General features: G+C 69.4%; 21 protein-coding genes. 15 read left to right on the top strand and 6 right to left on the bottom strand.

The window, feature by feature from the left end:
* Positions 1 to 16: 16 nt before the first annotated feature.
* From EV648_RS19660 to EV648_RS19670, 3 genes are all read left to right on the top strand, one after another.
* Positions 17 to 784, top strand: a complete 768-nt coding sequence (locus EV648_RS19660; RefSeq protein WP_132293485.1) for an SDR family NAD(P)-dependent oxidoreductase — start codon at positions 17 to 19, stop codon at positions 782 to 784.
* A gap of 97 nt (positions 785 to 881) precedes the next feature.
* Positions 882 to 1,367: a GNAT family N-acetyltransferase gene (locus EV648_RS19665; protein WP_132293488.1), complete on the top strand. Its 486-nt coding sequence runs from the start codon at positions 882 to 884 to the stop codon at positions 1,365 to 1,367.
* 191 nt (positions 1,368 to 1,558) lie between these two features.
* A complete protein-coding gene (locus EV648_RS19670) occupies positions 1,559 to 2,419 on the top strand; it encodes a DUF3152 domain-containing protein (RefSeq protein WP_241995380.1) in 861 nt (286 codons plus the stop codon).
* 4 nt (positions 2,420 to 2,423) lie between these two features.
* On the opposite strand, the gene EV648_RS19675 is transcribed toward EV648_RS19670, so the two are convergent.
* Positions 2,424 to 2,789, bottom strand: coding sequence for a VOC family protein (locus tag EV648_RS19675; RefSeq protein WP_132293491.1), 366 nt, complete (start codon positions 2,787 to 2,789; stop codon positions 2,424 to 2,426).
* Between the two features lie 150 nt (positions 2,790 to 2,939).
* The gene (locus EV648_RS19680; RefSeq protein ID WP_132293494.1) at positions 2,940 to 3,494 is read right to left on the bottom strand and encodes a MarR family transcriptional regulator; all 555 of its coding nucleotides are present in this window, start codon (positions 3,492 to 3,494) and stop codon (positions 2,940 to 2,942) included.
* A gap of 267 nt (positions 3,495 to 3,761) precedes the next feature.
* Between EV648_RS19680 and EV648_RS19685 the strand changes: the two genes are divergently transcribed.
* The 6 genes from EV648_RS19685 to EV648_RS19710 all read left to right on the top strand — a co-directional run bounded on the left by EV648_RS19685 (position 3,762) and on the right by EV648_RS19710 (position 8,451).
* The gene (locus EV648_RS19685) at positions 3,762 to 3,992 is read left to right on the top strand and encodes a hypothetical protein (protein WP_012924486.1); all 231 of its coding nucleotides are present in this window, start codon (positions 3,762 to 3,764) and stop codon (positions 3,990 to 3,992) included.
* Positions 3,993 to 4,275: 283 nt separating this feature from the next.
* Positions 4,276 to 4,641, top strand: coding sequence for a VOC family protein (locus EV648_RS19690; protein ID WP_132293497.1), 366 nt, complete (start codon positions 4,276 to 4,278; stop codon positions 4,639 to 4,641).
* 197 nt (positions 4,642 to 4,838) lie between these two features.
* On the top strand, positions 4,839 to 5,993 hold the full coding sequence (locus tag EV648_RS19695; protein WP_199234706.1) for a sensor histidine kinase: 1,155 nt from the start codon (positions 4,839 to 4,841) through the stop codon (positions 5,991 to 5,993).
* A complete protein-coding gene (locus EV648_RS19700) occupies positions 5,990 to 6,640 on the top strand; it encodes a response regulator transcription factor (protein ID WP_132293500.1) in 651 nt (216 codons plus the stop codon). Before EV648_RS19695 ends, EV648_RS19700 begins: the two co-directional genes overlap by 4 nt.
* A 65-nt stretch (positions 6,641 to 6,705) precedes the next feature.
* Entirely contained in the window at positions 6,706 to 7,296 is a 591-nt protein-coding gene (locus EV648_RS19705; protein ID WP_132293503.1) for a hypothetical protein, read from the top strand.
* Positions 7,297 to 7,305: 9 nt separating this feature from the next.
* Positions 7,306 to 8,451 carry an epoxide hydrolase family protein gene (locus tag EV648_RS19710; RefSeq protein ID WP_132293506.1) on the top strand — a complete coding sequence of 382 codons (1,146 nt, stop codon included), beginning with the start codon at positions 7,306 to 7,308 and terminating at the stop codon, positions 8,449 to 8,451.
* Between the two features lie 3 nt (positions 8,452 to 8,454).
* Here EV648_RS19710 and EV648_RS19715 read toward each other — a convergent pair whose 3' ends face one another.
* Positions 8,455 to 9,183, bottom strand: a complete 729-nt coding sequence (locus EV648_RS19715) for a M23 family metallopeptidase (protein ID WP_132293509.1) — start codon at positions 9,181 to 9,183, stop codon at positions 8,455 to 8,457.
* Between the two features lie 179 nt (positions 9,184 to 9,362).
* On the opposite strand from EV648_RS19715, the gene EV648_RS19720 reads away from it, so the two are divergent.
* The gene (locus tag EV648_RS19720) at positions 9,363 to 9,605 is read left to right on the top strand and encodes a hypothetical protein (protein ID WP_241995381.1); all 243 of its coding nucleotides are present in this window, start codon (positions 9,363 to 9,365) and stop codon (positions 9,603 to 9,605) included.
* Complete coding sequence (locus EV648_RS19725) at positions 9,602 to 10,045, top strand: hypothetical protein (RefSeq protein WP_132293512.1); 444 nt, start codon at positions 9,602 to 9,604, stop codon at positions 10,043 to 10,045. The genes EV648_RS19720 and EV648_RS19725 overlap by 4 nt, the downstream gene beginning before the upstream one ends.
* Before the next feature lie 186 nt (positions 10,046 to 10,231).
* Here EV648_RS19725 and EV648_RS19730 read toward each other — a convergent pair whose 3' ends face one another.
* Positions 10,232 to 12,484 (bottom strand): ATP-binding domain-containing protein, encoded by a 2,253-nt coding sequence (locus EV648_RS19730; RefSeq protein WP_241995382.1) that lies wholly within the window; start codon positions 12,482 to 12,484, stop codon positions 10,232 to 10,234.
* A gap of 132 nt (positions 12,485 to 12,616) precedes the next feature.
* Between EV648_RS19730 and EV648_RS19735 the strand changes: the two genes are divergently transcribed.
* From EV648_RS19735 to EV648_RS19745, 3 genes are all read left to right on the top strand, one after another.
* Entirely contained in the window at positions 12,617 to 13,885 is a 1,269-nt protein-coding gene (locus EV648_RS19735) for a M4 family metallopeptidase (RefSeq protein WP_132293518.1), read from the top strand.
* Positions 13,886 to 13,960: 75 nt separating this feature from the next.
* Positions 13,961 to 14,494 carry an NADPH-dependent FMN reductase gene (locus EV648_RS19740; protein WP_132293521.1) on the top strand — a complete coding sequence of 178 codons (534 nt, stop codon included), beginning with the start codon at positions 13,961 to 13,963 and terminating at the stop codon, positions 14,492 to 14,494.
* A gap of 72 nt (positions 14,495 to 14,566) precedes the next feature.
* Positions 14,567 to 15,586 carry an LLM class flavin-dependent oxidoreductase gene (locus tag EV648_RS19745; protein WP_241995383.1) on the top strand — a complete coding sequence of 340 codons (1,020 nt, stop codon included), beginning with the start codon at positions 14,567 to 14,569 and terminating at the stop codon, positions 15,584 to 15,586.
* A gap of 36 nt (positions 15,587 to 15,622) precedes the next feature.
* On the opposite strand, the gene EV648_RS19750 is transcribed toward EV648_RS19745, so the two are convergent.
* Positions 15,623 to 16,123, bottom strand: a complete 501-nt coding sequence (locus EV648_RS19750) for an Lrp/AsnC family transcriptional regulator (protein ID WP_132293524.1) — start codon at positions 16,121 to 16,123, stop codon at positions 15,623 to 15,625.
* Between the two features lie 127 nt (positions 16,124 to 16,250).
* Here EV648_RS19750 and EV648_RS19755 point away from each other — a divergent pair, with 127 nt between their 5' ends.
* Positions 16,251 to 17,411: a PLP-dependent aspartate aminotransferase family protein gene (locus EV648_RS19755; protein WP_132293527.1), complete on the top strand. Its 1,161-nt coding sequence runs from the start codon at positions 16,251 to 16,253 to the stop codon at positions 17,409 to 17,411.
* Positions 17,412 to 17,421: 10 nt separating this feature from the next.
* On the opposite strand, the gene EV648_RS19760 is transcribed toward EV648_RS19755, so the two are convergent.
* Positions 17,422 to 18,003 (bottom strand): ClpP family protease, encoded by a 582-nt coding sequence (locus EV648_RS19760; protein WP_132293530.1) that lies wholly within the window; start codon positions 18,001 to 18,003, stop codon positions 17,422 to 17,424.
* Positions 18,004 to 18,121 lie beyond the last annotated feature (118 nt).

The following is an 18,121-nucleotide window of genomic DNA, read 5'->3' on the forward strand; positions in this document are numbered from 1 at the left end:
GATGGAGGAGGCAGCAGTGTCTGGACGTCTGACGGACGAGGTCATGCTCGTTACCGGAGCCGCCCGGGGTATCGGCCGCGCAGTAGCCGCCAAGGCCGCCGAGGAAGGCGCCGCGGTCGCGCTGCTCGACATACTGGCTGATGAGCTCGCCGGCACCACCGAGGAGATCAGGAAGACCGGCGCGACGGTGGCTGCCGCGGTCGGCGACATCACCGACGAGGATTCTGTCCGCCGATCCGTCGCCTCGCTCACCGAGGAACTCGGCAAGCCGATCACCGTGCTCGTCAACAACGCCGGCAAGAACGCCTACGCCGATGCCACCCAGATGACCGTCGAGGAATGGGACAGCGTCTTCGACGTCGACCTCAAGGGCGCCTGGCTGATGGCGCGCCAGGTGCTGCCCGCGATGATCGCCGCCCGGCACGGCTCGATCGTCAACATCGCCTCGATCCACTCGAACCTGACCACCGCCGGCATGTTCCCGTACGCCGCGGCGAAGTCCGGCCTGGTCGGCATGACCCGCAGCCTCGCCCTCGACGTCGCCCCGCACGACGTCCGAGTCAACGCCGTCAGCCCAGGCTTCATCGGCACCGACCTGCTCGAGGAGTTCTTCGACACCATCCCCGGCGCCCGCGACTCCGCCCTCCAGGTCCACCCCCTCGGCCGCATCGGCACCCCCGAGAACGTCGCCGAAGTCGTCTGCTTCCTAGCCTCCCCAGCCGCCGCCTTCGTCACCGGCGCCAACTGGTCCGTAGACGGCGGCCTCGGCATCCGCTACGCGTGACAGGTACGCCGCTCGGCTGAGACCTGCCGCCGGCCCAACCAGATCCAGCAGTTGGGCGCCTACAACTCGTCCGACCGCGGCGGGAGATGATTTCCGGGTGACTGGGATCGAGGTACGTCGGGCCAAGCCGGATGACGCGGAGGCGCTTGTCAGGCTCAGGGGGTTGATGCTTGCGGCGATGGGCCAGGACATCGGTGGTGCGGACGCACCATGGCGGGAGTCCGCGCTGCGGTTCTTCACCGAGCAGCTCGCCTCGACGGAGACGTTCGCCGCGTTCGTCGTCGACGACCCGGAGGTCGGCGTGGTCGCCGGCGCCGCAGGGAACTGCAACGTGCACCCGCCCGGTCCGAATGACCTCAGCACGACGCGCGGGCACCTGTACAACGTCAGCACCGAGCCGGCCTTCCGTCGCCGCGGCCTGGCTCGCGCCTGCGTGATCGCACTGCTCGACTGGTACCGCGACGAGACCGCCGTCGGCCAGGTCGAGCTTCACGCCACCGCGGAAGGCGACGGCCTGTACCGCGCGCTCGGTTTCGCCGACAGCAGCTACCCGGCCCAACGCCTGAGGATCGTCCGCGCTTGAGTCCGCTCGAGAGCGAGCGAGCATGGAAGCGCGATTCATGGGTTCCGCGGGATCGGGCACCAGAGGTCGAGGCAACAGAGGTCGAGGCAGCACGGGTCGTGAGATCACCGGACCGAGAAGGGGTTCTGCCGGATCAGGCAAGTAAGAGGTGAGGACGCGCTCAACGTGGGCGCGGTGTGAGGAGCTTGTCGATGCGCAAGATGAGGGTCGCCGTCCTGGGGATCGCGGCGGCGGTCGCCGTGGGAGCTCTGTACCAGCTCCCGGCCAGCCCGTTCGCCCGCAACGGCTACCCGGAGCGGCCGGCCGCCAACACCTCCACCGGCCCATCCCAGAACGGTCAATCCCAGAACGGCCGGGCGCAGAACGACCCAGGGGAAGCCGAGAACGAGCCCGCCAGCGGTCCCGGCGCCAAGGTCTCGCCCAAGACGAGCTCGGCGCCGGGCGGACCAGCGGAGCGGATCGCCTACCCGCAGCGGGGGACGGTGCGCTACTCGGTGCTCCCCGGCAACCCGGCCACGATCGGCAAGGCCGGCACCCTCCGCACCTTCCAGATCGCGATCGAGGGCGGCATCAAGGGCGTCGACCGCACCGCCTTCGCCAACTTCGTCCGGGCCACGTACGCCGCCCCGCAGGGCTGGGCCTCCGGTGGACTCTGGCGATTCCGTCAGGTCGGTCCGGGCCAGGCGGCCGACTTCACCCTGATGCTCGTCACGCCGTCGACCCGCGACGCCATCTGTGGCGGCGGCCCCGACCGGTACACGAGTTGCCGGATCGGCGACCGCGTCGTGCTGAACGTCGCCCGCTGGGCTCACGGTGTCCCGAACTACGGAGCACCGCTGCCGCAGTACCGGCAGTACATGATCAATCACGAGACCGGCCACCGGCTCGGCCGCGGGCACGAGCTGTGCCCTGCTGCGGGACAGCCCGCGCCCGTGATGCAGCAGCAGACCCTCGGCCTGCACGGCTGCACCGCCTACGCGTGGCCGTATCTCGGCCACTCTCGCTACCAGGGTCGCCTCGGGCAGTACGACGACCCGATCCCCAGCAGCTGACCGCTCATTCCTCGATGACCGAGAGCACGTTGCCCGCCGGGTCCTTGAACCAGGCGATCGGCGGTCCGCCCGCTCGGAAGACGCCCTGCTCGTCGTGGCCGTCGCCATACCGCTCGAACGTGATCCCTCGGTCTGCCAGCCCCTTCGCGGCGGCCGCGATATCGTCCACCGGGAAGTTCAGGATGGTGAACTCGGCCGGCACATGGTTGTCCTTCGGATACACCAGCACCGGATTCCCGCCGGCGATCTGCAGCTGGAGCATCCCGTTGTCCTCGGTTACTTCGAGCCCTAGCGTCCCGGCGTAGAACTCCCTGGCCGCCGGGATGTCGTCCACCGAGAACCCGCTGAACGCCTTCGTCTCCTTGAACATCTCGCCCTCCTCGCGTCACGCACCAAGCGGTGCCCTTCACCAGGTACGTCGACGCCACCCCCGCCCGCTTCGACATCACCCCGCCGGTACGGCGTACGCGGGGATCACCCGCGTACGGCGTACTCAGGCGGTACGCCGTACGCGCGGTGGTCAGTTGTGCAGGATCGCTGGCGGGAGGGACTGGTCCGATGCGGTGGCGGTGACGGTGGCCGACTCGAGGCCGTCGGCGACGGTGTGCAGCAGGCGGACCAGCTGGGCAGCGTCGGTCGGGCCGAGGATGCCGGTGACCACGTCGAGGACGCGGACCGTCAGGCCGTCCAGCTGGGCCAGTCGCGCCTGGCCAACCCCGGTGACGGCGAGCTCCGGGGAGGTGCGGACCAAGCCGAGCGCGGCGAGGTCGGCGATCGCGAGCTCTGCCTCGCCGGGGGTGGTGCCGATCTGCTCGGCGACGGCCTCGACCGTGTCCCGGCCGTTCGAGATCGCGCTCAGCACGAGAGCGGCGGGCATCTTCATGCCGACGGCGTCCTGCAGGCCGAGGATCAGTGGGTGTGCATGGCCGCGGACCCGCTCCACGGCGTCGAGCAAGCGGAGCGCGTCGCTGACGTCTCCGATCAGTTGTTCGGTCTGGACAGTGGCGATCCCCGTTGGCAGTACGACCCGTTCAGGAACAGCCAGAGCCCTCGGCCCAGCGTCTTCGATGGTCACGTCACCCAGCCTACGGAGCGGCGATGTCACACCCGGCGTGTCGTTCCTGAGGAAACCCTGTGAATTGGCTCTCCAGCGAGAACCGAACAAAGCTTCGAGCGGCGATGGGGAATGGATTCCACTTTCTGGACGATCGGCCAAATTCGGGCGTGACCTGACGTCCGCGTCGTCCGTTGGATCTGACGTGACGGTGAACACACGGCGCACCGGCACCGCGCTCGCTCCGCGCCTGAAGGCCGACCACCCCTCGAATTACCAGGAGGACAAGTGACAACCGCCACCGCCACCCAGACGTCTGAGCGCCGACGCGTACGAGTCTGGTTCGGTGAGCATGTCATCGCCGACTACAACGCCGAACCGGCGTTGGCCGAGCGGTACGCACACGCCATGAGCCGTCGTTTCGCCGGTCTCCGGGTCACCAACGACCCGATGCCGGCCGTCGATCGTCTCCCCGACCCCCTGCCCGGCGAGCGCATGTGGGATGTGGCCCCCCGCTAGTCCTCCGGACTTGCGGGATCGAAGCCATCGATCGGCGGCAAGCGACAGCGGGCGTTCTGCCCCTCGCTTGCCGCCCTCAATCCCCTCTGGAATGCGCGTGATTCAGTAAGTCTCTTAGTAACAGCGCCTGAAGTAGAAGAACATTCACCGTCCGCACCGTGACCGCGCCTGGTCCTCCGGTGCGGACGTTTTTCTGTCTCTGCCGCCGGGCCGTGTCGAGCCTGCCGCGGCGACTCCGACGTACCGGTCGTGAGCCGAAAGCCGGCTCGGAGGAGGAGACATCATGGACCGGCCCGTTCTGAACAGCATGTTGCTCGGCAGCACCGACCCCGACCGTCTCAAGACGTGGTACCGCGACGGCTTCCGCGCCGAGACGGACGGCTACGGCAATCTCAACGTCGGTGGTTTCGGCCTGGTGATCGAGAAGCGCGACGACGTCGCCGGCCGTACCGCCGAACCCGGTCGCGTGGTGATCAACTTCGCGGTCGACGACATCCAGGCGGCGGCCGCGCATCTGCGGACGCTCGACGTGGAGTGGCTGGTCGAGCCCGAGGATCGGGGCGTCGGTTGGTTCGCGACGATGATCGACCCGGACGGCAACTACGTCCAGCTGATTGAGATGAAACCCGAGTACTACGCGAACGCCTGAAGAGCAGGCGATCCCGCGAACCAGGCAGCCCCCGCCCGCGGCGCCGCCATGCTCACCTGGCCCTGAGCCAGCCGGCCGCCGTGCCCCACTCGCCGCCCCGCGGCGGCTCCGGGCACTGACCGGGTCGGGGGAGGCGGGGCGGGGACCTCGCTCGTGCGAGCGAGGTCCTGGCCGGTCCGCTGAGTCAGACTGGGGGCGTGCTCGGACTGATCGATGGCTGGTTGGCGCGCCTGGGGATCCCCGGTCCGCGGCCGGTCGACCGCGCCGTCGACGTGGGCCTGGTGCTCGCCGTCGCCGTCGCGACCTCGGTCCCGTTCATCGGCGCCGCCCCGGGCGAGGCGACCGCGCTCGGCCTGCTCCTGAACCTCGCTACGGTGATCCCGCTGCTCTGGCGCCGGCGCGCCCCCTTCGCCGTGATGGTGATCGTCGGCGCGGCCGCCACCGAAGTCTCGGCGTACCACCGCCCCGGACAGAACCTGCAGTACGCCGGCCTGGTGGCGATCTACACGGTCGCCAGTCTCGGCCGGAAACGGTGGCAGCGGCTCGGCGTACTCGTCGCCATCCTCGTGACCTTCCCGCCGGCCTCGTTGCTGCTGAAGCACAACGACCTCGACGAGTTCATGTTCACCCTGCTGCTTCCGCTGGCCGCGTTCCTGCTGGGCTCTCTCGAGCGGACCCGTCGGGAGCATGCCGAGACCCTGCGCGAACGGGCGGAGCAACTCGAGCGCGAGCGCGTCGCCGAAGCGGCCCGCGCCGCGGCGGAGGAACGGGCCCGCGTCGCTCGCGACATGGACGACATCCTGGCGCACGCGGTCAGCCTGATGGTGGTGCAGGCCGAGGCCGGCCCGGTCGTCGTACGGCGTGATCCCGAGCGGGCGGAGCAGGCCTTCGAGGCGATCGCGGACGCCGGGCGGGACGCGATGACGCAACTCCGGCGGCTGCTAGGCGTGCTCAAGGCGGACGAAACGCAGCGACTTCCGCAGCCGACCCTGGACGAATTGCCCGAGCTCGTCGGTGGGACCGCGTCGCTCGAGGTGACGGGTGAGCGGCGGCCGGTGCCACCGGACACGGAGATCGCGGTGTACCGGATCGTCCAGGAGGCGCTCACCAACACCGTGAAACACGCCCGCGCGCAGCACGTCGCAGTACGGCTGGAATGGTCGGCCGACGAGCTCGAGGTCTCGATCGTCGACGACGGGCAGGGGCAGCAGGCAACTGTTGCTGGCGGCCATGGATTGGTCGGGATCCGGGAGCGTGCGGCCGCTTGCGGCGGTACTGCGGAGGCCGGGCCGCGTCCGGGTGGTGGCTTCGAGGTTCGGGCCAGATTGCCTTGTCCAGAAGGAGTCCGATGATCCGAGTGGTACTTGCCGACGACCAGGAACTCGTCCGCAGCGGGTTCGCGATGATCCTCGAGGCGCAGCCCGACATCGAGGTGGTCGGCGAGGCGGGCGACGGCGCCGAGGCGGTCGAACTGGTGCGCGCCCACCGGCCCGAGGTTGCGCTGCTCGACGTCCGGATGCCGCGGATGGACGGGCTGGCGGCGGCTCGCACGATCTGCGCCGGCACCGCGACGAAGGTGATCATGCTGACCACCTTCGACTCCGACGACTACGTGTACGACGCGCTGTACGCGGGAGCGAGCGGGTTCCTGCTGAAGGACGTCCGCCGCGACGACCTCGTCCACGCCGTCCGGGTGGTCGCCGCGGGCGAGTCGCTGCTCGCGCCGACCATCACTCGCCGGTTGATCGCGGACCTCACCCGCAACCGCCCCCGCAGTGGTCCGGCCGCGAGCCTCGACGTGTTGACGTCGCGCGAGCGGGAGACGCTGGTCCTGCTCGGCCGCGGCCTCTCGAACGCTGAGATCGCCGCGGCCCTCACGGTGAGCGAGCACACGGTGAAGACGCACGTCAGCAACACCCTGGCCAAGCTGGGCCTTCGCGATCGGGTCCAGGCGGTGATCGCCGCCTACGAGACCGGCCTGATCACTCCCACGACCTAGTCGCAGCGGCAAGTTGGTCCTCGGCGGCGAGGTGCGGGCCGGGCCGGCTCGCCAGCATGGTGACCATGACCAAGACCTTCGTTGCCGCACCGCTCCTTTTCATTGCCTATGGCATCATCCGGTGGATCGACGGCGCGGATGGCGATCACGGCCCCGGCCTCGCCTGGACCATCGGCCACCTGCTCTTCCTGACCGGCTTCACCCTGTACGCCGTGGCGCTGTTCGTCCTGCGCGGGTTGCTCGCCCGAGCGCGCGGGGTGAGCCTGGTCGCGCTGGTGGCCGGGCTGATCGGCGTCGCCGCGTTCCTCCGGGTGATCGTGATCGACCTGATCGTGGGATTCCGCGCCGACGACCACGCCGCCATGTCCGTGATCGGCGATGAGTACGACCGTTGGCCCGGCGACCTCGGCCTGTACGACACCCTCTACACGGTCGGCCCGCTGCTGTTCCTCGCCGGTCTGCTCACGCTGGCCATCCTCCTCACCCGCGAACACCAGCTGCCGGTCTGGTCGCCGGTGCTCCTGCTGCTGGGCTTCATCACCATCACGATCAACCTCGACCTGATGCCCCTCGGCGGAGTCTTCCTCCTCGTCGCTCTGCTGCCACTCGATCTCGCGGACAGGAAAATCCGCACCGGATCGAAGGCCGCTGTCTAGCCTGGCGGAATGGATTCGCCGGTAGGGATCGAGCAGTTCCGGATCGAGGTGCCACAGGAGGCGATCGACGATCTGCGCGAGCGGCTGGAGCGCGTCCGGTGGCCCCGAGCGCTCCCTTCGACCGGTTGGGAGCGCGGGGTGCCCGTCGACTACCTACAGCGGGTTGTGGCTAGGTGGCTGGAGTATGACTGGCGGAGCTGGGAGGAGCGGCTCAACGCGTTCCCGCAGTTCACCACCCGCATCGACGGTCAGACGATCCACTTCCTGCACGCGCGGTCGCCCGAACCCGGCGCGCTCCCACTGATACTGACGCACGGCTGGCCGGGCTCGGTCGCGGAGTTCCTCGACGTGCTCGGCCCGTTGACCGATCCCGCCTCCCACGGCGGTGGCCCGGCCGATGCCTTCCACGTGGTCGCGCCGTCCGTCCCGGGCCACGGCTTCTCCGTCCCACTGGAGGAATCCGGCTGGAACCACCAGCGGATCGCCCTAGCCTGGTCCAGGCTGATGGCCCGCCTCGGCTACTCGCAGTACGGCGCTCAGGGTGGTGACACGGGGTCGGTGGTGTCACCGCTGCTCGGGCGGATCAACCCGGACCACGTGGTCGGCGTACACCTCAATGGTGGTCTGGCCTTTCCTGCCGCGAGGCCCGGGGACTTCGACGACCTGAGCGAGCGCGACCAGGCCAAGCTCGCGGCGGCGAAGCAGGTTCGGTCCACCGGCACGGGGTACGCCGAACTGCAGTCGACCAAGCCGCAGACGGTCTCGTTCGGCCTGAGTGATTCACCCGTCGGGCAGCTCGCGTGGATCCTCGAGAAGTTCCAGGAGTGGACCGACCCGGCTCGCCCGCTGCCGGAGGACGCGGTCTCGCTCGACCACCTGCTCACCGACGTGTCGATCTACTGGTTCACCAACACGAGCGCGACCTCGGCCAACCTGTACTACGAGAACCGCCACGCATCGGCTGATCCGCCGCCTTCCACCGTGCCCACTGGCGTCGCCGTCTTCCCGACCGATCCCGCGATGCGGCACATCCTCGAGCGGGAGCACCACGTCACCCACTGGAGCGAGTTCGACCGCGGCGGCCACTTCGCCGCGCTGGAAGCCCCCGACCTCCTCGTCGACGACATCCGCGCCTTCTTCCGTCCGCTTCGCTGACCCTCAGCAGTACGAGCGGCACCCGCGATCGACCCCGTACGCCGTCCGGGCGCGTGCGACCGCCTGAACCGGCGACAGCGTCTTGCCGTCGTGCCACGCGTTCAGGTAGCTCTGCGGCGGGACTGACCCGCGCCGGATCCACCATTTGCCCGCCGCTGTCGGCCAGCTGATCCCGAAATGCAGATGAGCCGGCGTTGCCCGCGCGCTCCCGGTCTTCCCTGTCAGCGCCAACGTCTGCCCGGCCCTGACTTGAAGGCCGGGCTTGATCCCCGCCGCGATCGCCGACAGGTGCGACCCGTAGTACCGGACCCCATCGACCCCCACCACCGACACCGACAACCCGCCGCGATCCCGGCCCACATTCGTCTTCGGGTCCCACGCATCGACCCGAGTCACCTCGTCGACCCGCCCATCCACAGGCGCCACGAACCGGCATCCCACCTTCGCGAAGATGTCCGAAGCCGGATAGTCATGATGACTCTGCGAGGCAGACGCCTTACACCCACCGACGGGGAACACATAGACGATCGGTCGCGTCCGTCTCGGGCGGGTGGTCGGGGGCGGCGTAGGCGTGACGACGTTCCTTGCCGTGGGCGACTCGCCGGCAGAGGGCACGGTGCCCAGGTCGCCGCCGCGCGAGGCAGCGTCGTTGCGGGAGGCAAGGGCGACCACGACGCCGACCACCGCCACCAACACGGTCGCCAGCACCACCGCCCACACCTGCCGTCTCATCCGCGCCATTCAAACCGGGTCCGGCCGCTGTGTCCATGCCCGCCGGCAGCTGCGACGCCATCGCAGAACAAGGGAAGGTGAGGCAGGAGGCGGCCTGTGAGGTTCATGTGGAGAAACACCTTGCTGTCACTCGGAAAGGCGATGATCCCGGCGGTTTCTGCCATCCGAGAGGACGCACGATGGGACACTCGCACGCTCACCCGCGCGACCATGAGCCCGATCCCGAGGTGCTGCCGCTCGGCAAGGCGGAGGAGCCGTTCTACGTGCGCGTCCGCGGTACCGACGGCAATCGCAGCCAGGCCGGCTACCTCGGTGCGGCGATCGACCCGAAGGGACCGCAGCTCGACGTGGTCGGCGACGCGGACCCGTGGGCCGACCTGTGGTTCTACACGAACCCGATCTGGATTCTGCCGAAGAAGTGATCATCGCCGTCGACGCGGACAGCCGGGACACGCTCGAGGCCGAGCACCTCCTGCACCAGCTGCTCGCCACCGTGTCCGGTCCGATCGTCGCCTGCACCCACATGGTGCCGGGCGGCGACCGGCCGCACCTCGCCGTCTCCATCTCCGGTTCGGACCTGGGTCCGCTCGGCGGCAGGCTGGGCACCGACCCCGTCGCGGACAAGGTCGGCTCGGCGATCATCCGGGCCGGCGCGGCCGAGCTCCGCGAACGCGGTGGCATCGACGAGGTGGAAGCCCTCGGCGGTCTCCCGGTCGAGGACGACACCGTGATCGACACCCTCGACTTCGTCCGCCCCATCCGCCGCAACGGCCGGGTGGTCCTCCTGGTCCAGCCGACCGCCGGCGGCGTACTCATTCCGTTCGAGGTCGAGCACCAGCAGAAGTGCTGCGTCGACCACTAGCTCTCAGAATCCGGCTCCGAAGTCATTGAGCGAGAGCTTGTCGCGCGAAGTCCCACAACGCAGGCACAGCTGGTACCGCTGCCCTTCCTCGTTGCGCTCGGTTCTCCACCTGTGTAAGCCGAGAAGACACTGAAGTGGCTTCTTCATCTTCCGAAAATATGACGATCGGGGCGGCCGGAACAGACCTCAGCTCCGGATCTCCCACGTGTCCGAGTCGCGGAGTACGTCGGGTAGCGGACCGATGACACCGAGCCGCTGAGTGCAGCGGGTCAGCGCGACGTACAGGTCCCGCAGTCCCCGGGGTGACTCGACCAGGATGCCGTCCGGGTCGACCACCAGCACCGAGTCGAACTCGAGTCCCTTGGCCCCGGCGACAGTCAGCACCGTGACATCTGCGAGGTCGCCGATCGCCTCCTGCACGATCTCCAGCCGATGCCGCGAAGTGATCACCCCGACCTGCCCGTGCTGCACCTCTGCACCGGCCACCTTGCCCGCGTACGCCGCCTGCTCCGCGGCCGGGACCTCCACGTGCCAAGGCTTCACCCCGGTGGACCGGACGGAGCGAGGCGGCTTCGCGGTCGGGTCGACCTCCTTCAGGACAGCCGCGGCGAGTTCCATCACCTCGGCCGGTGTCCGGTAGTTCAGCGTCAGCTCCGCAAGCCGCCAGCGATCCCCGAACGTCGGCGCGAGTGCCTGTTTCCAGCTGGTACCACCGCCGGCCGCACCCGTCTGGGCGACGTCCCCGACCAGCGTCATCGAGCGCAGCGGGCAGCGCCGGGCGATCGCACGCCACGCCATCGGGGACAACTCCTGCGCCTCGTCGACGATCACGTGCCCGTACGTCCAGCGGCGATCGACCGAGGCCCGCTCCGCCAGCGTGCGATCGTCCCCAGCCTCGTACCGCGCGGCGAGGGTCTCCGCGTCGAGGATGTCCTTGGCGCTGAGGATCTCCGCCTCGTCGTCCTCGTCGTAGTCGGTCGATCCCGAGCCCGACAACAGGTCCAGGGATCCCTGGGCATAGGCGATCGCCCGGGCTCGCTCCGCGCGTTCGCGGGCTCGGTCGCGCCCGTCGTCGCCGAGGAGCTCGGCCGCCTCGTCGAGCAGTGGGACGTCGGCCTGGCTCCAGTCGTCGCCGTACCGGAGCAGGTGTTCGCGGTCCAGCGGGCTGAGTTGTGGAGCCGCCGACGCCAGCCTGTCCTCGTCGCCGTACAGGTCGACCAGCAGGTCCTCCGGGGTGAGCAGCGGCCAAAGGCGGTCGAGCAACGCCACCACGGCCGGCTCGGCCACCACCTCGGCGCGTAGCTCCTGGAGGTCGTAGTCGTCGAGCAGGTTCTCGCCGCCGAGCGGGTCCTCGCCGATGATGTCCGCGTACTGGCCGGTCAGCGCGTCGATGATGTCCTTCAGGAAGAACGGCCGGGCCTGGTTGTGGGTCAGCCGGCGGGCGCGAGCCCTGGCGCGGGCGTCCTCGAACAGCGACGGATCCAGCCGCAGTACGGTCCGGTCGACGGTGAGCTCGAGCGGCTCGGCCGGCACCCACTGCCGGTCGGCGACCGCGGTCTCGATCACCTCGGCCATCACCGCGCGGCCCTTGACCTCGGACACCTCGGCCGGCTCAGGCCGGGTCGCGGTCAGGCCCGGGTAGAGCTCCGCGACGGTGACGAGCCGGACACCGTCCTCACCGAGCGACGGCAGCACCTGGCCGATGAACTTCAGGAACGTCGGATTGGGGCCGACTACCAGAATTCCGCGCTTTTCGAGAAGCTCTCGATGTGTATACAAAAGGAAAGCCGCACGATGCAGCGCGATTGCCGTCTTGCCGGTGCCGGGACCGCCCTGGACCACCAGCACCCCGGCCAGGTCCGAGCGGATGATCCGGTCCTGGTCGGCCTGGATCGTCCGGACGATCGACTCCATCGTGCCGGTCCGCCGGGCCTCCAGCGCGTTCAGCAGCACCGCCTCGCCGACCACCCCGCCACCGGGCTGGGACGCGCCGTCCGCGGTCCGGTCCAGGTCGAGCTGCTCGTCCTGGACGTCGACCACCTGGCGGAGCCGGGTCTGGATGTGCCGGCGGCGCACGATGCCGTGATTCGCCACCGCTGTGGCGATGTAGAACGGCCTGGCCACCGGAGCCCGCCAGTCCACCAGCAGCGGCTCGTACTCCTCGTCGTGCAGACCGATCCGGCCGATGTGCAGCACCTCGCCGGACTCGTCGTCCAGCCGGCCGAAGCACAGCCCCTCCTCGGCCGAGTTCAGCCGGGACAGGCGCGCGTTGAGGTCGCGGATCCGGCCGTCGCGCTGGTGCAGGGCCTGCGCGTTGCGGGTGCCGGCGATCTGCTCGTCGCCGCGGCGACTCTCCGTACGCTCCCGCTCACGGTCGAGCGCCGTATAGAAAGTCGTCAGGTAAACCTGTTCAGCCTGGACCGGTTTCAGCAATTCCAACCCCTCGTGATAAACTATCCTTCGCAGGTTCCCAGAGCCGGTTTCCTTCATTTCTCTGGTGGTAGCCACAAATCCTCGACTTTACCGCATTTCGCCCTTTGCTGTGCCCGTTCGAAAGGGCACCATCTGGTCATGAGGGTCCATCACATCGTCCCGCCGTACCTGCTCGAGCACCTCGAGCGGACCGCGGATGACCCGAACCTGCGCGCTCGCTACCGCCTGTCGCTGCAGCACGACGCCGTGTTCCGGGCCCGCTCCTCGGCGACTCCTTCCCAGGATGCCGCTCCTTTCCAGGATGAGGGGGCCGGACAAGGGCCGCGACGAGTCGTCCACGATGCGGAGAACGGCACCTCGCTGCCCGGCACCGTGGTCCGCGCCGAGGGCGACCCCGCCACCACGGACCTGACGGTCAACCAGGCGTACGACGGGACGGGTGCGACCTGGGCGATGTTCCAGGAGTGCTTCGGGCGCGACTCGATCGATGGCGCGGGGCTGCTGCTCAGCTCGACCGTGCACTTCGACCGGGGCTACGCGAACGCCTTCTGGAACGGCGCGCAGATGGTCTTCGGCGACGGGGACGGCGAGATCTTCGGCGACTTCACCCGGTCCATCGACGTGACGGGTCACGAACTCACCCACGGCGTCACGCAGTACACGGCCAACCTCGTCTACGAGGGACAGTCGGGCGCGCTGAACGAGAGCATCTCCGACGTCTTCGGCTCGCTGGCCAAGCAGCATCACCGCGGCCAGAGTGCCGCCGACGCCGACTGGCTGATCGGCGCCGATATCTTCCGCCCGGGCGTCAGCGGCGCCGCGCTGCGCTCGCTGAAGGCGCCGGGCACGGCGTACGACGATCCGCGGCTGGGGCGGGATCCGCAGCCGGCCCACATGTCCGGGTACGTCGAGACCACCGCCGACCACGGTGGCGTCCACATCAACTCGGGCATCCCGAACCACGCCTTCTACCTGGTGGCGATGGCTCTCGGCGGCAACGCGTACGGGGACGCCGGCCGGATCTGGTACGACACCCTCACTTCCGGCGAGTTGTCGGAGACGGCTACCTTCATCGACTTCGCCCAGGCCACGCTCGCCGCCGCTGAGACTCTCTTCGGCGCTGACTCTCCGCAGGTCTCTGCTGTCAGCACGGCCTGGACCGAGGTGGGCGTCCTCCAGTCCGACAGCTCGGAGCCGTCCCAGCCGTCTGGGTCGGCGGAGTCCGTCGAGTTGATGCGGGCCGCGAAGACGGCCCTCTCCACGGCCACGCCGCCGCGGCCACCCGCGTCCATGCCTCCGACTCCTGACCAACCGGCCGAGCCCGCCGAGCCCGACCCGGCGACCGCGGACCCAGACACGCCTGCCAACCCCTCCCACCCCGAGACCTCTGCATCCGGATCGGAATAGACCGCGCACGTACGACGATCGCCCCGCCCGTCGCCGGTTGACCTCAAGTCTTGTTGAGGTACTACGGTCCGAAAAGTGACTGTTCATCCGCTGCGGCTGGTCCTGCTCGTCCGGAACTCCGAGGCGGGAAAGTTCGGCACGGCCGTGGCCGACTGGTTCGGCCGGCAGGTGGAGCAACGCGACGACTTCAAGCTCGATCTGGTGGATCTCGATCAGACTCCGTTGACCGAGCTGCCCGCGCGGATCGACGAGGCGGACGCGATCGTCATCGTCTGCCCCGAGTACAACCACGGCTACCCGGGCGACCTCAAGACCGCCATCGACGCCGTCCGCCGCCCCTGGTACGCCAAACCCGTCGCCTTCATCGTCTACGGCGGCCGCTCCGGTGGACTCCGCGCCGCCGAGCAACTCCGCCAGGTCTTCGGCGAGCTCCACGCCGTCACCATTCGCGAGACCCTCTGCTTCCACCAGCCCACGGACCCCTTCACCCCCGAGGGCGCGCCGACCGACCCCACCACCCCGCAGGCAGCGACCACCCTCCTGGATCACCTGGCCTGGTGGGCCCGCCCCCTCCGCGAAGCCCGCACCACCACTCCCTATCCCGCCTGACCCCGCCCGCCCGGCTGACCGGAGTACAGGTCGGAGGAATAGGGGTTGGGGAGGGGTGGTTGGGTGTTAGTCGTGAGTGTCGAAGGTATGCCGCTGTCCGTGCTCGACCTTTCGCCCGTGCCGACCGGGACGCGACCGTCCCAGGCGCTGCACGAGACCCTGGAGCTGGCGCGGACCGCCGAAGCCGCCGGGTACCAGCGATACTGGCTCGCCGAGCACCACAACATCCCGAGCGTGGTCAGCTCCAGCCCGGAGGTGATGATCGCAGCCGTCGCCGCGGCGACCTCGACGATCAGGGTCGGCTCCGGCGGCATCATGCTGCCGAACCACTCGCCGCTGAAGGTGGCCGAGACGTTCCGCGTGCTGGGCGGCCTCTATCCGGACAGGATCGACCTCGGCATCGGCCGAGCCCCCGGTACCGACCAACGCACCGCCCTGGCCCTCCGCCGCAGCCGCGAGGCGCTGGGCGCCGACGACTTCCCCGAGCAGTACACCGAACTGCGCGCGTACGCCGAGGGCTTCCCGGCGGGCCACCCGTTCGCCCCGATCTCCGCGCAGCCGGACGACGTACCGCTGCCGCCCGTGTGGATCCTTGGCTCCAGCGCGTACGGCGGCCAGGCGGCTGCCGCGCTCGGCACCGGCTTCGCGTACGCCGGCCACTTCGGCACCCTCGACCCGGCAGGCGTGATCCGCACCTACCGAGAGATGTTCCAGCCTTCCCCCGAGCAGTCCCAGCCGCACGCGATCCTGGCCCTGGCTGCGATCGTCGCCGAGACCGAGGAACGCGCCCAGGCTCTCGCTCGCGCCAACGAACTCTCCATGCTCCGTCTTCGCTCCGGCCGCCCCGGCCCGCTCCCGTCCCCCGAGGAAGCCGCGGCCTACCCGTGGTCCGAAGGCGAACGAGCAGCCGTCGAGGAATGGTCGGGCCTGGTCTCAGTAGGAACCCCGGACCAGGTAGCAGCCGACCTGGCCCGCCGAGCGGAATCCGCCGGCGCCGACGAACTCATCATCACCACCAACATCCACGACCCGGCCGAGCGCCGCGCCTCCTACACCCTCCTCGCCAAAGCCTGGAACCTGAAGCCCCGCTAGCCCTTGGCGAGCGATCGCCCGGCAGCCGGTCCGCGGCTAGCTTGTGGGGATGCCTCGGACGTGTTCGAAGATGAGGCTGGTTTCGGCGTGGCTGACCGCAGGATCTGCCGTGAGGTGGTCCAGGACGAACTCGCGGAGGGCGTCGGGGGAGGCGGCGGCCACGTGCAGCAGGTAGTCGTTGGCGCCGCTCACGTGGTAGAGCGCGAGGACGCCGGGCAGGCGTGGAGCCTGGTGGCGGAAGCGGTCGATCTCGTCGCGTGAGTGGGCGCCGATCCGGATCGCCACCATCGCCTGCAGCGGCTGCCCGAGCGCCGCCAGATCCACGTCCGCGTGGAATCCGCGGATCACCCCGCGCTCGCGCAGTGCGCGGACCCTCGTCAGGCAGGTCGACGGCGCGATCCCGGTCGCCTCGGCCAGTGCGTTGTTCGGCATCCGGCCGTCGGCCGTCAGCAGCCGGACCAGCTCCTGATCGACCTCGTCGAGCGCAGCAGCCACCGGCCGCGGGGCCGGTCCAGGCGTCCGACGATCCTTCGGCATGCCCCCACTGTAAATGTCATCCACAGAATCCACAGCGTGTGGACAAGCCTGTGGACGAATTTTCTTCGGAACTATTGCACTCCGTCTGCAGAAGATTCCATCCTCGCCTCACCCGAAGGAGGCGAAGATGACTCAGCCAGACACCCGCTCCGTGCACGCCGGCCGTGACGACCTCACCGCGCTCGGCGTCCACGTCCCGCCCATCGACCTCTCCACGACCTACCCGCTGCCCGGCGTGGCCGCCGGCGGCGCGTCGTATGACGCGTTGGCGCTCGGCAACGGCCCGGACGGCGGCAGCCTCGTCTACCAGCGGCTGTGGAATCCGAACGTCGCCCGCCTCGAGCAGGCGCTCGCCGAGCTCGAGCAGTGCGAGGGAGCCGTCGCCTTCGGCAGTGGCATGGCCGCCCTCACCGCCTGCCTGCTGGCGACCGTCGCCGCCGAACGCCCGCACGTGGTCGGCGTCCGCCCGCTGTACGGCGGGTCGGACCACCTGTTGTCCACAGGCCTCCTCGGTACGACGGTCACCTGGACCAGCCCGGGCGGCATCGCCGAGGCACTCCAGCCGGACACCGGACTGGTACTGGTGGAGACCCCCGCCAACCCGACGGTGGAACTCGTGGACATCGCCGAGGTGACCCGCCTGGCCAACGGCGTGCCGGTGCTTGTGGACAACACCTTCGCCACCCCGGTGCTCCAGCGGCCAAGGGCGCAGGGGGCCACGTTGGTCCTGCACTCGGCGACGAAGTACCTCGGTGGGCATGGCGACGTGATGGGCGGCTTGGTTGCTGCCGACACCGAGTGGACCGCCCGGCTCCGGCAGATCCGTGCGCTCACCGGAGCACTCCTGCACCCGCTGGCGGCGTACGAGTTGCACCGCGGGCTCCAGACGCTGCCGGTACGGGTGCGCGCGCAGCAGGCCTCGGCAGCGAAGGTGGCCGACTGGCTGAGCACCCACCCGGCTGTGGACAAGGTGTACTACCCCGGCCTCCCCGAGTGCGACCCGCGCGGGCTGATCGGCCGCCAGCAGGCAGGGCCGGGCGCAGTACTGGCCTTCACTACCGCAGGCGGGTACGACGCTGCCGCCCGGGTGGCCGCGTCGCTGCGGCTGATCACCCATGCGGTGTCGCTAGGCGGGGTGGACACCCTGATCCAGCACCCGGCCGGGCTGACTCACCGGCTGGTCGCGGACGAGGCCAAGCCGCACGCAGGGCTGCTGCGGCTCAGCATCGGCCTCGAAGACCCAGACGACCTCACCGGCGATCTGGCTCAAGCCCTCGGTCAGCAGTAGCCGGAGTACTTCACGCCGGCACGGGCGCCGGAGGACGCGTCAGCACCTGGTCGACGATCCCGTACTCCTGCGCCTGGTCCGGGGTGAACCAGCGGTCCCGGTCGAAGTCCGTCTCGATCCGGTCCAGCGGCTGCCCGGTCCGGTCGGCGAGCAGCCTGGCCAGGTCCTTCTTGGCCAGGATCATCTGCTCTGCCTGGGTCTTGATGTCGGTCGCGGTGCCACCCATGCCGCCGAGCGGCTGGTGCATCATGATCCGCGAGTGCGGCAGCGCGAACCGCTTGCCGGGCGTGCCGCAGGTCAGCAGCACCTGGCCCATCGAGGCGACCAGCCCCATCGCGTACGTCGCGACGTCGTTGCTGATGAAGTTCATCGTGTCGTAGATCGCCAGCCCGGCCGACACCGAGCCGCCGGGGGAGTTGATGTAGAGCGAGATGTCCGCCTTGGGGTCCTCGGCGTTCAGCAAGATCAGTTGGGCGCACAGGGCGTTCGCGTTCTCCTCCTTGATCTCTTCGCCGAGCACGACGATGCGCTGCCAGAGCAGGCGCTGGTAGATGTGGTTGTCGAGGGCATTCGGTGACGTGGTCTCGCTCATGTCTCCAGCGTGGGCGCCACACGGCGATCCGGCCCGGGAATCTGCCCTCGGCAGATCTGCCCACCGCAGACCCGGGCGGGGTGGCACACTCGGTACAGGACATCGGACCGAGGAGGAC

The sequence above is a fragment of the Kribbella sp. VKM Ac-2568 genome, from assembly GCF_004345365.1.
Lineage (GTDB): Bacteria > Actinomycetota > Actinomycetes > Propionibacteriales > Kribbellaceae > Kribbella > Kribbella orskensis.

Bases quoted from the DNA above. Each gene is read 5' to 3' on its own strand.
- EV648_RS19700 (WP_132293500.1), top strand. From the start codon at position 5,990: ATGATCCGAGTGGTACTTGCCGACGACCAGGAACTCGTCCGCAGCGGG.
- EV648_RS19735 (WP_132293518.1), top strand. From the start codon at position 12,617: ATGAGGGTCCATCACATCGTCCCGCCGTACCTGCTCGAGCACCTCGAG.
- EV648_RS19670 (WP_241995380.1), top strand. From the start codon at position 1,559: ATGCGCAAGATGAGGGTCGCCGTCCTGGGGATCGCGGCGGCGGTCGCC.
- EV648_RS19690 (WP_132293497.1), top strand. From the start codon at position 4,276: ATGGACCGGCCCGTTCTGAACAGCATGTTGCTCGGCAGCACCGACCCC.
- EV648_RS19675 (WP_132293491.1), bottom strand. From the start codon at position 2,789: ATGTTCAAGGAGACGAAGGCGTTCAGCGGGTTCTCGGTGGACGACATC.
- EV648_RS19710 (WP_132293506.1), top strand. From the start codon at position 7,306: ATGGATTCGCCGGTAGGGATCGAGCAGTTCCGGATCGAGGTGCCACAG.
- EV648_RS19705 (WP_132293503.1), top strand. From the start codon at position 6,706: ATGACCAAGACCTTCGTTGCCGCACCGCTCCTTTTCATTGCCTATGGC.
- EV648_RS19720 (WP_241995381.1), top strand. From the start codon at position 9,363: ATGGGACACTCGCACGCTCACCCGCGCGACCATGAGCCCGATCCCGAG.
- EV648_RS19715 (WP_132293509.1), bottom strand. From the start codon at position 9,183: ATGAGACGGCAGGTGTGGGCGGTGGTGCTGGCGACCGTGTTGGTGGCG.
- EV648_RS19750 (WP_132293524.1), bottom strand. From the start codon at position 16,123: ATGCCGAAGGATCGTCGGACGCCTGGACCGGCCCCGCGGCCGGTGGCT.
- EV648_RS19755 (WP_132293527.1), top strand. From the start codon at position 16,251: ATGACTCAGCCAGACACCCGCTCCGTGCACGCCGGCCGTGACGACCTC.
- EV648_RS19760 (WP_132293530.1), bottom strand. From the start codon at position 18,003: ATGAGCGAGACCACGTCACCGAATGCCCTCGACAACCACATCTACCAG.